This window comes from Pseudoxanthomonas sp. UTMC 1351 (genome assembly GCF_040948865.1).
GTDB lineage: Bacteria > Pseudomonadota > Gammaproteobacteria > Xanthomonadales > Xanthomonadaceae > Pseudoxanthomonas_A.
In genome coordinates this window covers 13269-34976 of sequence record NZ_JAVGJT010000004.1, presented here as the reverse complement: position 1 = coordinate 34976, position 21708 = coordinate 13269, and the positions used below count along the sequence as shown (strand labels likewise).

Genomic DNA, 21708 nt, shown 5'->3' with positions numbered 1-21708 from the left:
CGTCCACGCATGAACGTTCGATGGACCGCAGGTAGGAACGCCGTCCCCGGCGCGAGCTTTTCGCTTTCTACTTCCCTGGTTAAGCGTACTCGGCGTTAGTCCGTCGATTCCCGCAACACAGGCGAATCCCAGCCCGGCCGTGGCGCGAAGCGATCGCCATAACGTCCCTGCAGGGCTTTCAGTTTGCCTAGCAGCGTGTCGGCGCCAGCGCTCTTGATGTATTCGATGGGACCGCCGCGGAATGGGGCGAAGCCGGTGCCGAAGATCACACCGGCATCCAACAGATCTGCATCGCTGACTACGCCATCGTGCAGGCAGGTCACCGCTTCGTTGAGCAGCGGCAGGATCAGGCGGTCTTCGAGGTCGCTGGGTGCTTGGTAGTCCTTCGGCACTTCGGGCTTTACCGGTTTGCCGTTGTCCCACTTGTACAAGCCCTGGCCATCCTTCTTGCCGCGCTTGCCCGGTTCCACGTTGCCAAGCGCGGCAGGCACGGTGAGGCCCAGGAACGGAGCGAGCTCCTGGCCTACGCCAGCGGCCACATCCAAGCCGACGGTGTCTATCAGTTCGATCGGTCCCATCGGCATGCCGAACTTCACCGCGGCCTTGTCGATGACCGCGCCAGGAACACCTTCGGCATACACCGTCGCCGCTTCCAGCATGTACGGGAACAGCACGCGATTGACCAGGAAGCCGGGTGTGCCGGCTACCGGAACCGGCAGCTTGTCGATGGCCTTGCAGAACGCAGCCAAACGTTTTTCCGTTTCCGCAGCCATCGCGTCGTGGCGAATGATTTCCACCAACGGCATCTGTGCCACCGGATTGAAGTAATGGAGGCCGGCGAACTGTGCCGGGCGCTGGATGTGTTCGCGCAGTTCGGTCAGCGGAATCGACGAGGTGTTGGTGGTCAGCAGCGCATCGGCTTTCAAGCGCGGCTCGATGGTTTGGTAGAGCTCGCGCTTGGCGTCGGGATTCTCGATGATCGCTTCGATCACCAGATCGGCATCCGGCACGCCTTCGCCGTTCAAATCGCTCTTCAGTCGCGCGGCGACGGCCGGGCGCTTGGCGTCATCCTTCACGCGTTTTGCGAACAACTCGCCCGCGCGCGACATCGCGCCGTCGATGAAACGCTGTTCGCGGTCCTGCAGCGTCACGTTGAAACCCTTGTACGCGGACCACGCCGCGATGTCGCCGCCCATCACGCCGGCGCCGACGACATGCACGTGCTGTATTCCGTGGTCCTTGCCGCCCAAGCCTTTCAAACGCTCGGTCAGGAAGAAGATGCGAATCAGATTACGTGCGGTAGGCGAGCCGGCCAGCTTGACCACCGCCTTGCGCTCCGCGTCCAATCGCGCCTGGATGCTCTTGCCGCCTGTCCTTTGCCACGTGCCGATCAGCGCATAAGGCGCGGGATAGTGTTCCTTGCGTGCCTTGCGCGCGACCTGCTTGGTCATCTGCGGCGCCAGGATCTGGCGTGCGATCCAGGTATTGCTGATCCAACCCAGGAAGCGCTGATTGACGGGACGTGTGGTGCCGGATTGCGCCAGCGACACGGCGGCGTCGATCAAGACGGCCGGTTCGGCCACTTTGTCCACCAAGCCCATCGCCTTGGCTGCGGACGCGGATACCGTGCGTCCCGTCAGCATCAGGTCCATCGCCGCGGGTGCGCCGATCAGCTTCGGCAAGCGCGCGCTGCCGCCCCAACCGGGAAAAATGCCCAGCTTCACTTCCGGCAGGCCGATGCGGGTGGACGCATCGTTGGAAGCCACGCGATAGCGACAGGCCAGCGAGATTTCGGTACCGCCACCCATGCAGAAACCGTGGATGGCCGCGACCGTGGGGCAGGGTAGTTCGGACAGTTTCTGGAATACGGTCTGGCCACGCCGGATCGCATCGTTGACCGTGCCACGGCGGTCGAACTCCTGGAACTCCTTCAAGTCCGCGCCGGCAATGAAGCCGCTGGACTTGGCCGAACAGATCACCACGCCTTTGGGCGGATCGATCGCCAGGCGTTCGACCACGTCCCCCAGTTCGATCAGCACATCCTGTGAGAACGCGTTGACGCTGGCGCCTTGGCGGTCGAAGCTCAGGATGACGATGCCGTCGCTGCGCAGCTCGGTCTGCCAGTGACTGAATCGCAGCCCATCGAAGTTTGCGGCCATGTAGGCACCATCCGTTCACGTATGGATAAGGCCGCTATCATCCCGAGGTTGTTTAACCCGCGTCAAATCCACATATCGCTGACAGGGTATGACCGGCGGCAGGGGTGATGTTCCTGTTTGGCAGGTTAAATTCTTGATATCACGGCGGTTTCGGATTGCCGCTGAACTTTTTTCCGCTTGTGCGGTCACAGTGCCCGGCTAATGGCCGAGCTGACAGGAGTGCGGCCCGGCATGGCCGAAGTAGATTCAACCCAGGAGTTGGACCTCGAGCTGGTCAAGCGCGTGCAGCGCGGCGACAGCACCGCCTTCGATCTATTGGTACGGAAGTATCAGCATCGGGTGGTGGCGCTGATCGGACGCTACATCCATGACTGGAGCGAGTGCCAGGACGTAGCCCAGGAAACCTTCCTGCGCGCATACCGCGCGTTGGGAAATTTCCGCGGCGACGCCCAGTTCTATACGTGGCTACATCGGATCGCAGTGAATACCGCCAAAAACCATCTCGTTGCCAACAACCGCCGACCGCCGACCGATGATGTCGACGCATCCGATGCCGAGCAATACGACTCCGGCACCCGGTTGCGCGACACGGATACGCCGGAACGCGAACTGATGCGCCAGGAACTGGAGCGCACGGTGATGAAGGCGGTGGAAGCGCTGCCCGAGGAATTACGTACCGCCATCACCCTGCGCGAGGTGGACGGGATGAGCTATGAAGAGATCGCGCAGAAGATGGACTGCCCCATCGGTACGGTGCGTTCGCGCATCTTCCGTGCGCGCGAAGCCATCGACGCCGAACTGCGACCCTTGCTTGATACCGATAGCGCCACCCGTGAGCGTACCCGCCAATGACTGCCAGTTTTGATCTTTCGTCACAGAATTCCGAACCTGACAAGTTCGACACTCATTATCGCTTGCAGTTGTCGTCGATGATGGATGGCGAGTTGTCCCTGGATGAGGCGCGCTTTCTGCTGCGCCGCTTGCGCCACGACGAAGAATTGAACGGCTGCTGGGAACGCTGGCAGCTGTGCGGCGATATCTTGCGCGGGCAAGCGCAAGCGCCGGCCCCCGCCGGTTTCGCTCAGCGCGTCGCTCTGGCCATCGCCGCCGAAACGCAGCAATCCGCAGCCAACCGGGATTCGGCATCGCGTCGTCCGCGGGGTTCGCTGGCCCGCTGGGGCGGCGGAGCGCTGGCAGCATCGGTCGCGTTGGTTGCCTTGTTCATGGCCCGCCAGCAGGGCCCGCAGGACAATAGTCGAACAGAACCACCGGCCGTCGCGGCGCAAACGCCGACCGATGCCAGCCGCGGCATCGCCGTAGATGGTTCCAAACCCGACGCCAAACCTGAGTCCGGCATAGGCGCTGACGTCATGGCGTCGGCGGCAACCGGAGCAGTGGCGGTCGCCAGTGTGCCGCGCCGGCAGGATAGTGCTGCCCGCCGCAGCGCTACGCGCACCCAGCAGGCTGGACGCAATGCGACGCGCGCCACCCGCGAGCCTCAACGCGCGGTGGCTTCCGCCATGCCATCCAGCCTGCCGGCCATCGCCGCGCCTTCGCCAGCGTTGGTGCCGCCTGTCAGCAACCCTTTCTCCAAGGCGCCTGTCGCCAGCCAGCCTGTTGCCAGTATGTCCTCGCCGCAGGCGCGGCCATGGCCACGGGCGGTGCTGCAGCCGTATCCCTCGGCTACCGGTGCGCTCACCGTTGGCCTGCCCAGCGATTCTGCGCAGCAGACTTTCTATCCGTTCGAGCCGCGCCTGCCGGCTATTCCTCCGGTGGCGCCACCAGAGTCCGCGCCGCAGAACTGATAGCGCTCTGCGGCGGATAGCGGTGGCCATTCCTCCCGTGGTCGTCGCTATCCGCATCTCTCTCACATCACGTCTTCGAGGTTCGTATTTCGATGATTTTCAGCGCACGTTTTCCCTTATTGGCCTTGCTGATGCTGACTACGCCGTTGGCGGCATGCGCCCAGCAGAATGAAACCGCCGCTACCGCGGCCAGCGCCGCCCCAGCAGCGATACCTGCCGCTGCCCAGTCCAGCGCACCGCAGCTAGTCACCGGATTGCCGGATTTCACCGGTCTGGTGGAACAGGTCGGTCCGGGCGTGGTGAACGTGGAAGCCACTGCTGGCCGGCGTCAGATCGCATCGCAAGGCACGGACGAAGAAGAAGCCATTCCCGAGATTTTTCGACGCATGCTGCCGCCGGGTTTCCAGATCCCCCGCGGGCCGGGTCCCGGTCCGGACCGGCGCGGTCTGTCGATGGGTTCGGGCTTCGTGATTTCGGCTGATGGCTATGTGCTGACCAATCACCACGTGATCGATGGCGCAGACGAAGTAAAGGTAAAACTGTCGGACCGCCGCGAATACACCGCCAAGGTGGTCGGCAGCGACCAGCAATACGACGTTGCCCTGTTGAAGATCGACGCCAAGAATCTGCCGGTGTTGCGCCTGGGCAATTCGGCGTCATTGAAGCCAGGCCAATGGGTGGTCGCCATCGGTTCGCCGCTGGGCCTGGATCACTCGGTCACCGCCGGTATCGTCAGCGCAACCGGCCGCAGTGCCTCGGCGGAACAACGCTATGTTCCCTTCATCCAGACTGACGTGGCGATCAATCAGGGCAATTCCGGTGGCCCCTTGCTCAACACGCGCGGCGAAGTAGTAGGCATCAATTCGCAGATATTCTCGATGTCCGGCGGCTACATGGGCATCAGCTTCGCGATTCCCATCGATCTGGCGATGAACGCGGTGGATCAGTTGAAGAAGACCGGCCGCGTCAGCCGTGGCCAGTTGGGCGTGATCGTGCAGCCGATCACCAGTGCCGAGGCCAAGGGGTTGGGCCTGCCCGATTCCCGCGGCGCGCTGATCACCCAGGTCCTGGAAGGCAGTCCTGCTGATAAGGCAGGTATCGAAGTGGGCGACGTGATTACCGCCTTCAACGATTCGCCGATCAATCAATCCAGCGATCTGCCGCCATTGGTCGGTTCCCTGACGCCAGGTACCAAAGCCAAGGTCAAGTTGATTCGCGAAGGCAAGCCGCGCGAGGAGACCGTGGTGCTGACAGAACTGGAAGAAGACCAGGCCGCCGCTTCACCGGTTGCGCCGGTTCCAGGGGATGTCCCGTCGCCTTCGGGCACCAATCCGCTGGGCCTCGTGGGACAGGAGCTGGACGCCGCCACTCGCAAGCAGCTCGGTCTGAGGGCGGGCGAGGGCGTGCTGATCGCCCGCGTGAACGGTGCGGCCGCACGTGAGGCGGGCCTGGAGGCTGGCACGGTGGTGCTGCAGGTAGGCCGCGCGCCCGTTGGCAGCCCAGCCGAGTTGAACCGCGAGCTGGCGAGCCTCAAGCCCGGCGACACCGTGATGCTGCTGGTCCGGGACCGTCGCGAAGGCACGCGCTTCCGTGCCGTTACCGTGGATGACGGACAGAAATAACGCCAATCGACGGTAAGTCTCTTCTCCTTGCCTCACACCAACGCCCCGCGCCTAACCACGCGGGGCGTTTGGTTTTGATCAGAACCATCAAGGAGGACCCCGCGCCGTGCGATAATGCCGTGTTTTCCTGACGACGGCCGTGGCCGCCGCCCCACATGTCCTCTGATTCCATGCGGTTCATCCGCAACTTCTCCATCATCGCCCATGTCGATCACGGCAAGTCCACCTTGGCCGATCGCATCATCCAGCTTTGCGGCGGCCTCGAGGCCCGCGAGATGGAGGCGCAGGTGCTCGACTCCAATCCCATCGAGCGTGAGCGCGGCATCACCATCAAGGCTCAGTCCGTATCGTTGCCCTACAAGGCAAAGGACGGTCATACCTACCAGCTGAACTTCATCGACACCCCGGGCCATGTGGACTTCAGCTATGAAGTCTCGCGCTCGTTGGCGGCGTGCGAAGGCGCGTTGCTGGTGGTGGACGCCGCGCAGGGCGTTGAAGCGCAATCAGTGGCCAACTGCTACACGGCGGTCGAGCAGGGCCTGGAAGTGGTGCCGGTGCTGAACAAGATCGACCTGCCCACGGCTGACATCGCACGCGCCAAGGCCGAGATCGAAGCCGTTATCGGCATCGACGCCGAGGACGCCGTCGCCGTCAGCGCCAAGACCGGCCTCAACGTGCCGGACGTGCTGGAAGCGATCGTCCATCGCATTCCGCCGCCAGTGCCGCGTGACACCGACAAGCTGCAAGCGTTGATCATCGACTCCTGGTTCGACAATTACCTGGGTGTGGTGTCGCTGGTGCGCGTGATGCAGGGCGAGATCGGTCCCGGCAGCAAGATCCTGGTGATGTCCACTGGCCGCACCCATCTGGTCGACAAAGTGGGCGTGTTCACACCCAAGCGCAAGGAGCTGAAGAAGCTTGGCGCGGGCGAAGTGGGTTGGATCAATGCCAGCATCAAGGACGTGCACGGGGCGCCGGTCGGCGACACGCTGACCCTGGCGAGCGATCCGGCATCCAAGCCGCTGCCGGGTTTCCAGGAAATGCAGCCGCGCGTGTTCGCCGGGTTGTTCCCGGTCGACGCCGATGACTATCCTGACCTGCGCGAGGCACTGGAGAAGCTGCGCCTGAATGACGCCGCGCTGCGCTTCGAGCCGGAAAGCTCCGAGGCAATGGGCTTTGGCTTCCGCTGCGGCTTCCTGGGCATGCTGCACATGGAAATCGTGCAGGAGCGCCTGGAGCGGGAATACGACCTCAATCTGATCTCCACCGCGCCGACGGTGGTGTATGAAGTCCTGAAGACCGATGGCACTGTGATGCCGTTGGACAATCCGGCCAAATTGCCGCAAAGCAATCTGATCGAGGAAGTCCGTGAGCCCATCATCCGCGCCAACATCCTCACGCCGCCTGATTACGTGGGCAACGTGATCACCTTGTGCGAGGAAAAGCGCGGCAGCCAGATCGGTATCAACTACATGGGCAGCCAGGTGCAGATCAGCTACGAGCTGCCGATGGCCGAGGTGGTGCTGGATTTCTTCGACAAGCTCAAGTCGGTGAGCCGCGGCTACGCTTCGCTGGACTATCACTTCCTGCGTTTCCAGGCCGGTCCATTCGTCCGCGTCGACACGCTGATCAATGGCGACAAGGTCGATGCGCTGTCGCTTATCGTGCACCGCGCCCAGGCTGACCGCCGCGGCCGCGACCTGTGCGAAAAGATGCGCGAACTGATCCCCCGGCAGATGTTCGACGTGGCCATCCAGGCCGCCGTCGGCTCGCAGGTCATCGCCCGCAGCACGGTCAAGGCCATGCGCAAGAACGTGCTGGCCAAATGTTATGGTGGCGACATCAGCCGCAAAAAGAAGCTCCTCGAGAAACAGAAAGAGGGCAAGAAGCGGATGAAGCAGGTGGGCCGCGTGGAGATTCCGCAGGAAGCCTTCCTGGCGGTGTTGCAGATGGACAACAAGTAGTGAAGCGGGGAACAGGGAACGGGGAACCGGGAATGTAGGATCTGGGCGTGTTTGCTCTCCTTCTCGTTGACCTTCATTCCCTGTTCCCCGTTCCCCGTTCCCGTACTTAGGAAAACGTATGGTTTGGTTCGAAACAATCCTCGTCGTGTTGACCCTGTTGACCGGCGTCATCTGGCTGTTGGACAAGCTGTTCTTCGCCAAGCGCCGCGCCGCACGCAGCGACTTGCTGGACGAAGAGCCGGTATTGGTGGACTACTCGCGCGCCTTTTTCCCGGTGCTGGCGGTGGTGCTGATACTGCGCAGCTTCATTGCCGAGCCGTACAAGATTCCCTCCAGTTCGATGATGCCCAACCTGTTGATCGGTGACTTCATCCTGGTCAACAAGTTCGCCTACGGTCTGCGCCTGCCGATCAACAACCAGAAATTCCTGGCGATCGGCGAGCCCGCGCGCGGCGACGTGGTGGTGTTCAAGCCGCCGCACGATCCGGAGAACAATTGGATCAAGCGGGTAGTTGGCTTGCCGGGCGACAAGGTCGGATTCCATGGCGACATGGTTTACCTGAACGGCCAGCCGCTGAAGTACGAAAAAATTGGGGATTACGTTGGCGCGGGCCGCGGTAGCGACATGACCGGCGCCACGTTGCTTCGCGAAGAACTGCCCGGCCGCACTCATACGGTGCTTGAATGGCTGGGCAATCCGCCTCCCGGAGGCGGCGAGGGCGACTGGGTAGTGCCGCCGGGTCACTATTTTGTGATGGGCGACAATCGCGACAACAGCCTGGACGGCCGCTTCTGGGAATACCATTTCCTTCCGGAAGAGAACCTGCGGGGCAAGGCCTTCCTGATCTGGCTGAACTGCGAAGGCTGGGTCTGCAAGAATGGTTTCGATCCGTCACGGATCGGCAACGGTATTCAATGATCACGGGGCACAGCACGGGGGAATGGCAATGAATCGCAAGCAAAGCGGCATTACGTTGATCGGCTTTCTGGTGGTGTTGGCAGTAGTGGGCTTCGCCGCCTTTATCGGCATGAAATTGTTCCCGATGTACCAGGAGTACTATTCGGTCCGGACCGCAATGAAGGGCTTGGCTGGCGAGCCGGGCGTGGCCGACATGGATCCGTCGAAGATCCAGGACCTGTTCTTCCGCCGCTTGTACATCAACTACTCCGAAAGCGTGAAGCCGGCGAACGTCAAGTTCGAACGCACCGACGGCGGCTGGAAAATGCGCGTCAACTATGAAGTACGCCGCGAACTGGTCGGCAACCTGGACGTGGTGGGCAGGTTCGATACCACGGAGAATCTGACCCGCCAGGGTTCGGTGGACTAAGGTTGGTTGATCGCATCGGTCATGGTTTTACGGATCAGGGTCTGCTAGCACAGGCCCTGACTCACCGCAGTGCCGGCGCTCCGCACAACGAGCGCCTGGAATTTCTGGGCGACGGCATCGTCAACCTGTTGGTGGCCGAGGTGCTGTTCCAGCGCTGGCCCAAGGCAGACGAAGGCGCCCTGACGCGGGCCCGGGCCGAACTGGTCCGTGAGGCGTCGCTGGCCACCATCGCCCGCCAGCTCGATCTGGGCGCGCGTCTTACGATGGGTCCGGGAGAAATGAAGTCTGGTGGCCATCGCCGGGATTCCATCCTGGCGGACGCACTGGAGGCCATCGTGGCAGCCATCTATCTGGACGCGGGCTTTGAAGCCTGCCGCAATGTGGTGCTGCCGTGGTTCGAGGAAGCACTGGCGGCATTGCCAGTCGGCAAACCCGAAAAAGACCCCAAGACGCGTTTGCAGGAGTGGCTGCAGGCGCGGCAAAAGCCGCTGCCGCTCTATGAGCTGGTGGCCGAATCGGGCGACGACCACGCCAAATCATTCCTGGTTCGCTGCAGCACGCAGGAACCGCCATTGATTGCGGAAGGCGAGGGCACTTCCCGGCGTAATGCCGAACAGGCCGCCGCCGCCGCATTGATCGAACAGTTGGACATATTGAAAGCGAGTGAAGCCAAGTGAGTGCAACCCCCCATCGCAGCGGCAGCGTTGCGGTCATTGGACGCCCCAACGTGGGCAAGTCCACGCTGACCAATGCGCTGGTCGGCGCCAAGGTCAGCATTGTGTCCAGCCGGCCGCAGACCACGCGCCATCGCTTGTTGGGCATCGCCACGTTCGCCGCCACGGATAAAACCCCGGCCGGACAGATCGCACTGGTGGATACGCCGGGGCTGCACAAGCAGCAGGGCAAGTTTTCCGCTTCGGCCATGAGCCGGGTGATGAACCGCGCGGCGCGCGGTGCGCTGGAAGGTGTGGATGTCGGATTGCTGGTGATCGAAGCCGGCCGCTGGGACGAAGAGGACACGCTGGCGTTCAACGTGCTGAGCGATGCGGGCGTTCCGGTGGTGCTGGTGGTCAACAAGATCGATCGCATGAAGGACAAGACCGCGCTCCTGCCATTTTTGGCGCAAGTCGGCGAAGGCCGCAATTTCGCCGCCGTGCATCTGGTGTCGGCACTGAAACGCAATGGTCTGGATACGCTGGTCAAGGATCTGCTGGCGCTACTGCCGGAAGCCCCGCCGATGTTCGGCGAAGATGAGATCACCGACCGCAGCGAACGCTTCCTGGCCGGCGAGTTGGTGCGCGAACAGTTGATGCGCCAACTCGGCGCCGAACTTCCTTATGCCACGACGGTGGAAATCGAACGCTTCGCGGAAGATGGTGAAATGCTGCGCATCGGCGCGGTGATCTGGGTGGAACGCGAAAGCCAGAAGGCCATCGTCATCGGAAAAGGCGGCGCGCGCCTGAAGGAAATCGGCAGCAAGTCTAGGTTGCAGATGGAGCGGCTGTTCGGCCGCAAGGTCTTCCTGGAAACCTGGGTGCGCGTGCGCGAAGGTTGGTCGGACGACGAGACCGCGTTGAAGGCGTTTGGGTACGAGTGAGACAAGGCGGGGAACAGAGAACGGGGAACAGGGAACAGGGAACAGGGAACAGGGAACAGGGAATGCATTTCCTCCTCGTCGGATGAGTCCCCACCCCAGACAATGGTCTTCATTCCCAGCTTGCCGTTCCCGCTCCTGATTCCCCAAAAGCGATAGTCCTCGCTTGTCGCTCAGCCCGGCAGGATTGCAGCTCGTGTTGTCTGATGAGCTCACGCTCTGCGGACAACAGTTAACCTTCATTCCCTGTTCCCTGTTCCCTGTTCCCTGTTCCCGGTTCCCCGTCCCCCGTTCCCCGCCCCCCCCTTCCCAATGCGCATCCTCAACGAACCCGCTTTCGTCCTGCATACCCGTCCTTGGCGGGAGACCAGCTTGCAGGTGGAAGTGCTGGCCGAGCAGCATGGGCGAATCGGGCTGATTGCGCGTGGCGTGCATGGTCCGAAGAAGCATCTTTTACGCGCGGCTTTGCAGCCGTTGCAGTACATCCGCTTGGACGCCGAGCCTCGGGGCGAACTGGCGCGGCTGATCTCTGCCGAAGCGTTGGATGCCGCTCCTCGCCTGACCGGCGACGCGATGCTTGCGGCGTTTTACATCAACGAGCTGGTGCTGCGATTGGCGCCACGCAACGATCCGCTTCCCGAGCTTTATCAGGCGTATGCCGATACGCGTGCCCACCTGGGTAGCGAGGTTTCACTAGCATGGACATTACGCCGTTTTGAGCGCGATTTGCTGGACGCTTTAGGCTCCGGTTTTTCCTACGATGTGGACGGCGACGGAATCGAAATCGATCCGGCGGCGCGCTACCGGCTGGACCCGGAGCACGGGCCGCGCCGGCTTTTCAGTGACCGCGGCCACGACGAACGCAGCTCCGCCGCCACCGGCCGCGCGCTGTTGGCGATGGCCAGCGATCAGATGCCCAACGCAGAAGACTTGGCTAGCCTGCGTTTGGCGTTTCGCAGTGTGCTATCGCATCACCTCGGCGTACGCGGCCTCAAATCCTGGGAAATGCTGGGCGACCTCAGCCGCCTGAAGCCGCGGTAGCCGAGCGGGTAGGAGCGCCGTCCCGGCGCGAGCTTCTCCGAACGCAATGATGGAAAGCTCCTTTGTTTTGCCGGTCGCGACTCACGTCGCTCCTACAAGGTTCGATCGCTCTTACGAGGCAAACTCACGGACGTAGCGCATCAACCGCCTGGGTAAATCGCTCCAGCGCGGCAACCGAGGACGGGTCCTGCTGCAGCCTCGCAACAGCCTTCGCCAGTTGTGCCGCGCCAACGAAGCCACAGCTCGCACGAAGCTTGTGCAAGGCCGCTCGCAGGCGCTCATCATCGGCGGCCTGGAAACTCGACAGCACAGCTTGTTTCGCTGCGGGCAGTTCGTCCATAAACAGCTTGCGCAACATCACGACGTGCTCTTGTTTGCCATTGAGTGCAACGAGCGCCGCATGGTCGTCCCAATCAGGAGCGGCCGTTTCGATGGCGTAGGAGGCACGCGTTTCCGCAAGTGCGGACGGCTTTATCCAGCGCCGTACTGAAGCCTGTAGCTGCGCGGCGGTCACCGGCTTGATCAGCACTTCGGCAAAACCGGCATGCAGTAGCCGGGTGCGCAACTCTGCAGAGTGGTCGGCGGTATGGGCAATCGCGGGTACATCAGGAGCGCTTGCCTGCAGCTGCTGCAACAATTCGGCGCCATCGCCATCGGGCAGATTGGCGTCGATCAGCCACAGGTCGAAGCGTGAGCTTTGGCGTAACGCCTCCGCGCAGGAAGCGGCTATGGCGACGTCGGCAGGCAAGGTTTCCAGGGCGGCACCCAGGAAGCTGCGACTGACGGCATCGTCTTCCACCAATAACAAGCGGGGCTTCATTCCATTGCGCTCTGACATCGTTATGCTGCCTTGCATGTCCCGCTGCATCTTACCGCTGCTGCTCCTGGTTTGCTTGGCTGGTGCCGGGCCGACAAACGCACGGACGCTGATCGCCAAGATCGCCGCGGTCGATACCGCCGTGGCAGCGTTGGAAGGCGTGGAAGTGCGGTTGGAGTGGCCGGCCGACGCCGATGCCGGCCAGTTGAGTGTCCGCGCACGGCACATGGCCGCCGTGGACTTGGGCTATCGGTTCGAGCAAGTGAGCTGGCGGTGTCCGCTGCGACGCAACGGAACCGACGGCTGGCGCTGCGATGGAGAAGTCCGGTCCGGGCGCAACAAGCCAATGCGCCTATCGCTGGATCTGGCGGCCGCGACGACTGACGCAGTGCTATCCAACAGCAACGGATCCAAATTCGCCCTGCATCGCAATGCCGCCGCACCGGATATCACCCAACTGGACCTGACCCAAGTTCCAGTGGCCTGGGCGCAGGCGTTGGTGAGCCAAATGTGGGAAGTGGCGAACCTGAAATCCGGCTCTCTGGATGGCCGCCTGGCGATACGCGCGCCAGAAACAGGACCGCTGCGCGTCGAAGGGCCGTTGACGGTTTCGGGGCTGGGCCTGGACACTCCCGATGGCACCATTGCCGCAGAAGGCCTGGGTGGTCGTTTCACCGTCGATTACCGGCGCTTTCCACAAGCCTCGCTGATTGCAGTCGATGGCGAATTGCAAGGCGGTGAAATCCTGGTGGGCAACGCCTATTTCGCACTGCCCGCTACGCCAGTCGCGCTCTCCGTAGCCGCGAGCCAGCAGGGCAGCGAGGGGTGGCGGCTACCGCAGATACTTTGGGACGATGGTGATGCGCTGCGAATGGAAGGCAGTTTGGCGTTTTCTCCAGAGCTGTCCTTGACCGATGCCGACCTGCGACTGCGTAGCCCGGACATCGCACCGCTGCGGGCGCGTTATCTGTCCGGCTGGCTAGGGTTGTTTGGTTTGAGCGAGCTGCAAATGAGCGGCGCGCTGTCCGCGCATACGCAGATCGAAGGCGGGCAATTGCTTGTTGCCGAGGCCGAGCTTGCCGGCATATCGCTGCGCGATGCGCAGGATCGCTTTCGGTTCGAAGGTCTGAGCGGAGCCCCTAAGTATTCGGCTGGCGCGCCGGTTGAAAGTGAATTGAGCTGGCACGGTGGTGATTTGCTCGGGCTGCCGTTCGGCGCCGCCACGTTCCCATTGCGCAGCAGTGAGGGTGCGATCGGTTTCCGTCGCGAGGTCGCCGTGCCCGTGCTGGGTGGCCAGCTGCGTTTCGACGATCTCACTTTGCATCCGCCCGCCGGCGAGCGCGGCATGGCGTTCGACTTCGGCCTGAGCCTGGACAGGCTCGACATCGGCCGCTTGGCGCAGGCGCTGGATTGGCCGCCGTTCAAAGGCGAATTGAGCGGGCGCATACCACGGGTGCGCTACGCCGATGACCGCCTGGATTTCGACGGCGCACTGACCGCGCATATTTTCGGCGGTACGGTGCGGGTATCGGGTTTGGCGATGGAGCGCCCTTTCGGAACCGCACCGACGCTTTCAGCCGACATCGCAATCGATGATCTGGACTTGGAGTCGCTGACCGGCGTATTCGGTTTCGGCGAAATCACCGGCGCACTGGACGGGCACATCAACGATCTGCGGCTGGTCGACTGGAGCGCGGAAACGTTCGACGCGGATTTGCACAGCGACCCGTCTTGGAAGGGCAGGCAACGTATCAGCCAGCGCGCGGTGCAGGATCTGTCCAGCGTGGGCGGCGGCGATGGCCTGGGCAGCAGCTTGCAAGCGCAGGCGCTGAAGCTGTTCGACGATTTTGGCTACCGCCGTATCGGCATCCGTTGCCGGCTGGCGCGGGAGGTATGCGCGATGGATGGGCTTCGTTCAGCCGGTGAGGGCTTTATTATCGTCGAAGGCTCAGGGGTGCCGCGCCTGAGCGTGGTAGGTTTCAACCATCAGGTCGACTGGCCCACGTTGGTGGATCGGTTGATCGCGGTGACCCAGGGCGAAAGCAAACCCGTTTTCGAATAACCATCAGGAGAATGTTATGCATCGTTGGCTGGGTACCACTGTGGCGACGGCCCTGCTGCTGACCGCTTGCGTCACCATCAACGTGTATTTTCCGGCCGCCGAGGCCAAGGAAGCGGCGAAGGAATTCGTTGAAAAAGTTATCGGCGATGAAGTGCCCGCGGCACATCCGGCGCCCGAACCTTCCCGTCCCGGCGGCGGCAGTGCGTCACTGATGCCTCAGCGCGATGTGGGTTTCGACTGGCTGGCATTGGTGGGCATCAGCAGCGCGTACGCTCAAGAGCGCGCCGACATCAACATCAAAACGCCCGCCATTCAGGCCATCCAGAGCCGTATGGCCGAGCGCTTTCGCGGCCAGTTGCAGGTGGGATTCGATGCCGGTGCGCTGGGCTTGACCCGAGACGGCATGATTGAAGTGCGCGACGCCGCCAAGCTGGCACTGAAAGATCGCGTTGCCATCACCCAGGCGGTCGCCGACGACAACCGCGACCGGCGCGCGGTCTATAAGGAAATCGCGGTAGCCAACGGACATCCCGAATGGGAGGACCAGATCCGCTCCACCTTCGCCCAGCAATGGATCGCCAGCGCTCGTAGCGGTTGGTGGTATCAAGATGCGGGTGGAGGTTGGAAGCAGAAGTGAGGTTGAAGTAACAGCGGGAACAGGGAACGGGGAACAGGGAATGACGCTCCCCTGGCGCTGAGGCTGCTCGAACCGCCGATGACCAGAGATGCGCGGCATCAGGCTGGATGCACGGGGCTTCGCTTCTTTTTCCGAAGGTTCTGAGCACGTCAGCGACCGGAACAGACCATTCCCCGTTCCCGGTTCCCCATTCCCCGCTCCACCCCCATGCGACAATACGCGCCCGCAGTCAGCACGCAGCCTTCGCCACGTGGCACGTTCCCGTTCTCCCCGTATCGACAAAACGCCGTTTGAAGCCGACATCCTTGACCTGAGCCACGATGGTCGCGGGGTAGCCCGCCGGGCAGGCAAATCCCCTGAAGAAAGCGGAAAGGCCGTGTTCATCACCGGTGCCTTGCCAGGCGAGCGGGTGGTGGCCGAGCAAACCGCGAAGAATCGCCATTTCGATGAAGCCAGGACCATCGAGGTGCTGAGCGCGTCACCGCACCGTGTCGAGCCGCGCTGTGTCCATTTCGGAACCTGCGGCGGCTGCGTGTTGCAGCATATGGACGAGTCGCAGCAGATCATCGCCAAGCAGCGCGTCTTGCTGGAAAACCTGGAACGGATCGGCCATGTGACGCCGCAAGCGGTGTTGGCTCCGCTGACGGACGCCAGTTGGGGCTACCGGCGCAAGGGTCGGTTCTCGGTGCGCCGCGTCAACAAGAAAGACAAGACCCTGGTTGGTTTTCGCGAACAAGACCCGCGTTTCGTCGCTGACCTGTCCGAGTGCCATACGGTCATCCCGCAGATCGGCAGCAAGATTGGCGCATTGGCGCAGCTGGTCGAAAGCCTGGACGCACGGGCAGACATTCCGCAAATTGAATTCATCGCCGGCGACAGCACGTCCGGTGACAGCACGCCTGGCTACAGCGGCATCGCGTTGATCTTCCGCCATCTGCAGCCACTCTCAGAACACGATCTGGCCGCGTTGACGGCCTTCGGCCAAGCCCATGATTTCGGCATCTTCCTGCAGCCGGGCGGTTTGGAGAGCGTGCATGCATTGTGGCCGCAAGACCCCAAGCTGGTGTTCGCGCTGCCGCAATGGAATATCGAACTCGCCTTCCGTCCGCTCGATTTCATCCAAGTCAATGCGGGGCTCAATCAGAAGATGATCGCGCGCACGTTCGAGTTGCTGGACCCGCAACCGCAGGACCGCGTGCTGGATCTCTTCTGCGGCCTGGGCAATTTCACGCTGCCGATGGCGCGGTTGGTGGGTGAGGTGGTGGGTGTGGAAGGTGAAGCAGGCTTGGTAGCGCGTGCACGCGAAAACGCCGCGCGCAATGATCTGACCAATGCCCAGTTCCATGCGGCCGATCTGACCCAGGATCAGCGCGGCACACCGTGGATGCGGCCAAGCCCTTCGAAAGCCGGGTTCAACAAGCTACTGCTGGATCCGCCGCGTTCCGGCGCCATCGACGTACTGCAGCAGCTGCCGCTGAAACAATTCGAACGTATCGTCTACGTCAGCTGCCACCCCGGCTCACTGGCACGCGATGCCGGCTATCTGGTGAATGAGCACGGCTATACATTGAAGTCCGCCGGCGTGATGGACATGTTCCCGCATACCGCGCATGTGGAGTCGATTGCTCTCTTTGAGAGATAAAAGCGGGAACAGGGAACAGGGAATGCGAGATTCTCTGCAACCCACCTCCGCTTTCGACTAGACATCCCGTAGCATCCAAAACCAATACGCACGCGACCAAGCTTCATTCCCTGTTCCCCATTCCCTGTTCCCGGCTTTTCTCCATGCTCCCTTGAGAGATAAAAGCGGGAACAGGGAACAGGGAACGGGGAATGCGAGATTCTCTGCAACCTACCTCCGCTTTCGACTAGACATCCCGTAGCATCCAAAATCAATACGCACGCGACCAAGCTTCATTCCCTGTTCCCCATTCCCCGTTTCCGGCTTTTTCTCCATGCCCCTAGAAATCGAACGCAAATTCCTGGTCATCGGCGACGGTTGGCGCGAGGCCGCGGATGAAGTCGTTCCGATGGCGCAGGGCTACATCAACGACATGGCAGCCATGGACAACGGCAAACAGAAGGCGTCGGTGCGCGTGCGCATTCAGGGCAGCGAGGCATTCCTCAACCTGAAGTCCCGCGAATCCGGCCATACCCGTCAGGAGTTCGACTATCCGATCCCGGTGGCCGATGCGCGTGCGCTGCTGGCATTGTGCGTGGGCGGGGTGATCGACAAGCGCCGTCATCATGTCCGTCATGAAGGCCACCTGTGGGAAGTGGATGAGTTCCTGGGCGACAACGCCGGTCTGGTGGTCGCCGAAATCGAGCTGGGCGATGCCAATGAAGCCTTCGTGAAACCGGCGTGGATCGGCAAACAGGTCACCGACAGCTCGCGCTATTACAATCTGGCCCTGGCGTCGCGTCCGTACTCCGCCTGGACGGATGAAGAACGCGACGCCTTCGATATCTCCTAACCAGGTCTTACACATGCTCGTCATCGGCATCTCCGGCACCGAACTCACCCCGCAGGAACGCGACTGGCTGCAGCACGACACCGTCGCTGGGGTCATCCTGTTCGGCCGTAACTTCGCATCGCGTAGTCAAGTGACGGAACTGTCTGCCGCGATCCGCGCCGCCGCACCGCGCCCGCAGCTGATCTGCGTGGACCAGGAAGGCGGCCGCGTGCAGCGCTTTCGTGACGGCTACAGCGCGTTGCCCTCATTGGAGGGTTTCGGAAAGCTCTACGCGACGGATCCGCAGGCTGCGCTGAAGCAGGCTGAAGAGCATGCCTGGTTGATGGCCAGCGAAGTGAAGGCGAGCGGGGTGGATCTGAGTTTCGCCCCCGTCGTGGACCTGGCGCGCGGCAACCGGGCGATCGGCGACCGTGCCTTCGATGCCGATCCGCAGGTAGTAGCGGAGTTCACCCGCGCCTATGTACGTGGCATGCACAGCGTTGGCATGGCCGCCACGTTGAAACATTTTCCCGGCCACGGAACCGTGCTGGAAGATACTCACTTCGACGACGCGGTGGATCCTCGTACGCTGGACGTGCTGCGCAATGAAGATTTGGTGCCGTTCGTCGCGGGTATCGAAGGCGGCGCCGATGCGGTCATGATGGCGCACGTGACCTATCCGGCGGTCGCACCCGAGCCGGCGGGTTATTCGCCACGTTGGATCCAGGAGATCCTGCGGCAGGAAATGGGTTTCCGCGGCGTGGTGTTCTCCGACGACATCGGCATGGCCGCGGCGCTTTCCGCGGGCGGTGTGAAGGCGCGTATCGACGATCACCTGGATGCCGGCTGCGATGTGGTGCTGGTATGCGCACCGAAGCTGGTGGAGGAATCATTGAAGGCGGTGGAAGGCCGCTCTTTCAATACGGCCGCGTTACTGGGGCTGATAGGTCGCGGTGCGCTGGGGTGGGATGGTCTACTGGCGGATGAGCGCTATGGCGAGACACAGTCGCGCTTGACTGGCAGTACGCGAGGAGCCGCTTGATGGCCACTTTGGGAAATCGACGTCCGTTGCTGGCCGATGCGCTGGCTAATTCCGAGTTGGTCGTGGAGCGTGCGGCGCTGGAAGCCGCGATCGCCGCGATGGCCGAACCGATCGCGCGCGACTACGCAGGCGAAGTGCCGGTCTATCTGACCATCATGCATGGCGCGTTGCCTTTCTCGGGCTTGCTGGCTTTGGAGCTGGGTGAGCTCGGTCTCGATCTGGAGTTCGATTATTTGCATGCCACCCGCTACCGCGGCGAAACCAGCGGCGGCGAGCTGGTGTGGAAGCATCGTCCTGCCACCGCTCTTTACGGTCGCCGCGTCCTGCTGGTGGATGACATCCTGGACGAAGGACACACCTTGTTGGCGGTACGCGAATGGTGCCTGGAACAAGGTGCTACCGACGTGCGGATAGCAGCGATGACGGTCAAGCAGCACGATCGCTGCGTGCCCGGAATCTGCGCCGACTATGTGGGCCTGCCCGTGCCGGACCGCTACGTGTTCGGATTCGGCATGGACTATCACGAACAAGGCCGCAATCTCCCCGGCATCTACGCGCTGAAGGATTGATATGAGCCATCGGATCGCATTGGCCGTCATCGGCGGCACCGGCGTGTACAAGCTGGCGAACCTGGAAGATGTGGAAACGCGGCAGGTCGATACGCGCTTCGGCAAACCCTCCGGCCCCGTTCGCATCGGTCACTTGCTGGGGCAACGCATCGCTTTCATGGCTCGGCATGGCGAAGGGCATTCGGTACCGCCCCACCAGGTGAACTACCGTGCCAACCTGGCCGCGCTGAAAGAAGTCGGCGCCACTCGCGTGCTGGCGCTCAACACCGTGGGCGGCATCACCGAGCGGTTCGGTCCGCGGGTCCTGGCTTGTCCGGATCAGTTGATCGACTACACCTGGGGTCGCGTTTCGACCATATGGGATGCTGCATCGGATGGAAGCGGACATGGCGAGGTCTTGCATGTGGATTTCGGCGACCCCTACACGCCATTGCTGCGCCACAAAGTCATCGCTGCGGCTCACGTCACCGGCGTCAAGCTGGTGGAGAGTGGTTGCTACGGCGCCACCCAAGGTCCGCGACTGGAAACCAAAGCCGAGATCGCACGCATGCGTCGCGATGGTTGCGATCTGGTGGGCATGACCGGAATGCCAGAGGCTGGCTTGGCGCGTGAGCTCGGTCTGGACTACGCCTGCCTGGCCATCGTCGCCAACTGGGCGGCCGGTTGCGGTACCGGCGAAGAGATCACGCTGGCCGAAGTGCTGTCGAATGTGGAAGCGGCGTCGGCCGGGTTGCCGGAGCTGATCGGCGAACTTGCACGCGGGTGATTGTCAACTCGCTCCGAGGTTTGCATACTCGGCTCGTGCGACGACTTGTCACACAATCCACCCGCATCTAGAAATAAGGAAATGCAAGCGTTATGCCGACCGGTACCGTGAAATGGTTCAACGATGCCAAGGGCTTCGGATTCATCCAGCCAGCAGATGGCACTCCCGATGTCTTCGTGCACCACTCCGCTATTAATTCCAAGGGCTTTCGTAGCCTGCAAGAAGGCCAAAGCGTTAAATACGAGGTGACGCAGGGCCCCAAAGGCGCCCAGGCGAGCAACGTAGAGCCGACCGCCTGACCAGAACAGTATTGCTTCCTTCAAACCCCGCCGCGGCGGGGTTTTTTTTTGACGATGCTTCTCTTCGGGCGTTGTGCGCCGCCGCATAAATGCTTGCGCAGATTGACCTCGTCGGCAGGTAAATGCATTTACTTAAATCAGCTATCTGCCGCCTATTAACCCGCCACCGGTTTGTTGGTAAATGCATGAAGCGAATCGATACGGTATGCAGCAGCAACCCATGAATATCGCCGTCATCGGCTATGGCACCGCAGGCCAAGCCGCCGCGATCCTGCTATCTCGCGATGGGCACCGGGTAGAAGTGTTCGAACGGGCGCACGAACTAGGCCCGGTGGGTGCTGGTTTCCTGTTACAGCCGACCGGTCTGCAAGTGCTATGGGAACTTGGCGTGCTGGATCAGGCGCTAGCGCATGGACGGGTAGTGCGGCGCCTGTATGGCGAGACGCCCTGCGGACGTGCCGTGATGGACATGCGCTACGCGCAGCTTGGTACGGACATGTTCGGATTGGGAATGCAGCGCGGCGCGTTGTTCACGCTGTTGGCCCAAGCATGGCCGGACGTGGAACAGGTGCACCGCGGCACCCGGATCATCGGCGTCGATGACGACACCCGCCACCTCCAGGACGACGAAGGCCGCTGGCATGGTCCCTTTGATCTGATCGTTGCTGCCGATGGTGCTGGTTCTTCGCTGCGCCAGCACACACGCGGCGTCAGACAGAATGTGCCGTATCCATGGGGAGCGCTGTGGTGTCTGGTACCGCAGGGCGATTGGAACTGGCCCGATGAACTTCGCCAGCGGTACGTGGCGGCGCGCAAGATGATTGGCTTGTTACCCGTAGGAACACGGCCCGGCGACGACACGCCGCGGCTGAGTTTTTTCTGGAGCTTGCCGGTCTGCGATTTCGACCGATGGCAGAAAAGCGGTTTGCAGCCGTGGCTGGACGAGATCGCAACGCTGTGGCCGCAGGCGCATCGGCGCCTGGAAGACATCGCCGATACCGCTTGCCTGGCGCGCGCCAGTTACCGCGACGCCACCATGCATCGCTGGCATCGCGATCGGTTGGTGTTGGTAGGCGATGCCGCTCATGCCATGAGCCCGCAGCTGGGGCAAGGCGTGAACATGGCCTTGATGGACGCGATGGCATTGCGCGATGCATTGCGTGCGCAAACGCAGGTCGATGCCGCGTTGGTGCAGTACCAATGGCAACGGCAGAAGCACGTGTCCATCTATCAGTTCTGGAGCCGCTGGCTTACCCCGCTATTCCAATCCGAGCGAGATGTGATCGCGACGATGCGAGACATCGGCTTCCTCCCACTGGGTCGTCTTCCGGGCGGACGCGGACACATGCTGCGCGTACTCAGCGGCACTCAGCACGGGTTTTTCGGCAGCCTGAAGCTGAAACCGGAATTCTTGAAAGCACTAAGCGCTTTCAACGCTTTATAGGAGCATCCTCTGACCGGTAGGAGCGCTGTCTCGGCGCGAGCTCTTTCCATCAGATCACGATAAAGGCAAAAGCTCGCGCCGGGGACAGCGTTCCTACATGGTGGTT

At 62.2% G+C, this 21708-nt stretch carries 20 protein-coding genes; 18 read left to right on the top strand and 2 right to left on the bottom strand.

The features are described 5' to 3' along the window. Positions 1-95 precede the first annotated feature (95 nt). Positions 96-2159 (bottom strand): 3-hydroxyacyl-CoA dehydrogenase NAD-binding domain-containing protein, encoded by a 2064-nt coding sequence (locus tag AB6O04_RS02050; RefSeq protein ID WP_368561973.1) that lies wholly within the window; start codon positions 2157-2159, stop codon positions 96-98. Between the two features lie 231 nt (positions 2160-2390). Between AB6O04_RS02050 and rpoE the strand changes: the two genes are divergently transcribed. The 9 genes from rpoE (at position 2391) to recO (ending at position 11513) form a co-directional block, all read left to right on the top strand. Beyond that, positions 2391-3011, top strand: a complete 621-nt coding sequence (gene rpoE, locus AB6O04_RS02045; RefSeq protein WP_368561971.1) for an RNA polymerase sigma factor RpoE — start codon at positions 2391-2393, stop codon at positions 3009-3011. After that, complete coding sequence (locus AB6O04_RS02040) at positions 3008-3964, top strand: RseA family anti-sigma factor (protein WP_368561970.1); 957 nt, start codon at positions 3008-3010, stop codon at positions 3962-3964. The genes rpoE and AB6O04_RS02040 overlap by 4 nt, the downstream gene beginning before the upstream one ends. Before the next feature lie 92 nt (positions 3965-4056). After that, positions 4057-5586, top strand: coding sequence for a DegQ family serine endoprotease (locus AB6O04_RS02035; RefSeq protein WP_368561969.1), 1530 nt, complete (start codon positions 4057-4059; stop codon positions 5584-5586). Between the two features lie 170 nt (positions 5587-5756). Beyond that, positions 5757-7550, top strand: a complete 1794-nt coding sequence (gene lepA / locus AB6O04_RS02030) for a translation elongation factor 4 (protein WP_368562212.1) — start codon at positions 5757-5759, stop codon at positions 7548-7550. A 118-nt stretch (positions 7551-7668) separates the two neighbouring features. Next, positions 7669-8469, top strand: coding sequence for a signal peptidase I (gene lepB / locus AB6O04_RS02025; protein WP_368561968.1), 801 nt, complete (start codon positions 7669-7671; stop codon positions 8467-8469). Between the two features lie 28 nt (positions 8470-8497). Beyond that, positions 8498-8878 carry a DUF4845 domain-containing protein gene (locus tag AB6O04_RS02020; protein WP_368561967.1) on the top strand — a complete coding sequence of 127 codons (381 nt, stop codon included), beginning with the start codon at positions 8498-8500 and terminating at the stop codon, positions 8876-8878. Between the two features lie 2 nt (positions 8879-8880). Continuing rightward, the gene (gene rnc, locus AB6O04_RS02015) at positions 8881-9555 is read left to right on the top strand and encodes a ribonuclease III (RefSeq protein ID WP_368561965.1); all 675 of its coding nucleotides are present in this window, start codon (positions 8881-8883) and stop codon (positions 9553-9555) included. Further along, complete coding sequence (era, locus tag AB6O04_RS02010; RefSeq protein WP_368561964.1) at positions 9552-10475, top strand: GTPase Era; 924 nt, start codon at positions 9552-9554, stop codon at positions 10473-10475. Before rnc ends, era begins: the two co-directional genes overlap by 4 nt. A 309-nt stretch (positions 10476-10784) precedes the next feature. Continuing rightward, positions 10785-11513: a DNA repair protein RecO gene (gene recO / locus AB6O04_RS02005; RefSeq protein WP_368561962.1), complete on the top strand. Its 729-nt coding sequence runs from the start codon at positions 10785-10787 to the stop codon at positions 11511-11513. A gap of 124 nt (positions 11514-11637) precedes the next feature. Here the strand turns inward: recO and AB6O04_RS02000 are convergent, their stop codons facing one another. Continuing rightward, complete coding sequence (locus AB6O04_RS02000; RefSeq protein ID WP_368561961.1) at positions 11638-12333, bottom strand: response regulator; 696 nt, start codon at positions 12331-12333, stop codon at positions 11638-11640. 34 nt (positions 12334-12367) lie between these two features. Between AB6O04_RS02000 and AB6O04_RS01995 the strand changes: the two genes are divergently transcribed. The 9 genes from AB6O04_RS01995 to AB6O04_RS01955 all read left to right on the top strand — a co-directional run bounded on the left by AB6O04_RS01995 (position 12368) and on the right by AB6O04_RS01955 (position 21602). Beyond that, positions 12368-14392 carry a hypothetical protein gene (locus tag AB6O04_RS01995; RefSeq protein WP_368561960.1) on the top strand — a complete coding sequence of 675 codons (2025 nt, stop codon included), beginning with the start codon at positions 12368-12370 and terminating at the stop codon, positions 14390-14392. Between the two features lie 16 nt (positions 14393-14408). Continuing rightward, positions 14409-15029 (top strand): YdbL family protein, encoded by a 621-nt coding sequence (locus AB6O04_RS01990; RefSeq protein ID WP_368561959.1) that lies wholly within the window; start codon positions 14409-14411, stop codon positions 15027-15029. Between the two features lie 250 nt (positions 15030-15279). Further along, positions 15280-16671, top strand: coding sequence for a 23S rRNA (uracil(1939)-C(5))-methyltransferase RlmD (gene rlmD, locus AB6O04_RS01985; protein WP_368561958.1), 1392 nt, complete (start codon positions 15280-15282; stop codon positions 16669-16671). Between the two features lie 313 nt (positions 16672-16984). Next, positions 16985-17503, top strand: coding sequence for a CYTH domain-containing protein (locus tag AB6O04_RS01980; RefSeq protein WP_368561956.1), 519 nt, complete (start codon positions 16985-16987; stop codon positions 17501-17503). Positions 17504-17516: 13 nt separating this feature from the next. Further along, positions 17517-18524, top strand: coding sequence for a beta-N-acetylhexosaminidase (gene nagZ, locus AB6O04_RS01975; RefSeq protein ID WP_368561955.1), 1008 nt, complete (start codon positions 17517-17519; stop codon positions 18522-18524). Beyond that, positions 18524-19093 (top strand): hypoxanthine-guanine phosphoribosyltransferase, encoded by a 570-nt coding sequence (locus tag AB6O04_RS01970; RefSeq protein WP_368561954.1) that lies wholly within the window; start codon positions 18524-18526, stop codon positions 19091-19093. Before nagZ ends, AB6O04_RS01970 begins: the two co-directional genes overlap by 1 nt. Before the next feature lies 1 nt (position 19094). After that, on the top strand, positions 19095-19859 hold the full coding sequence (locus tag AB6O04_RS01965) for an S-methyl-5'-thioinosine phosphorylase (protein WP_368561953.1): 765 nt from the start codon (positions 19095-19097) through the stop codon (positions 19857-19859). Between the two features lie 92 nt (positions 19860-19951). Further along, positions 19952-20158, top strand: a complete 207-nt coding sequence (locus tag AB6O04_RS01960; protein WP_368561952.1) for a cold-shock protein — start codon at positions 19952-19954, stop codon at positions 20156-20158. 220 nt (positions 20159-20378) lie between these two features. Then, entirely contained in the window at positions 20379-21602 is a 1224-nt protein-coding gene (locus AB6O04_RS01955; protein ID WP_368561951.1) for an FAD-dependent oxidoreductase, read from the top strand. Positions 21603-21708: the final 106 nt, after the last annotated feature.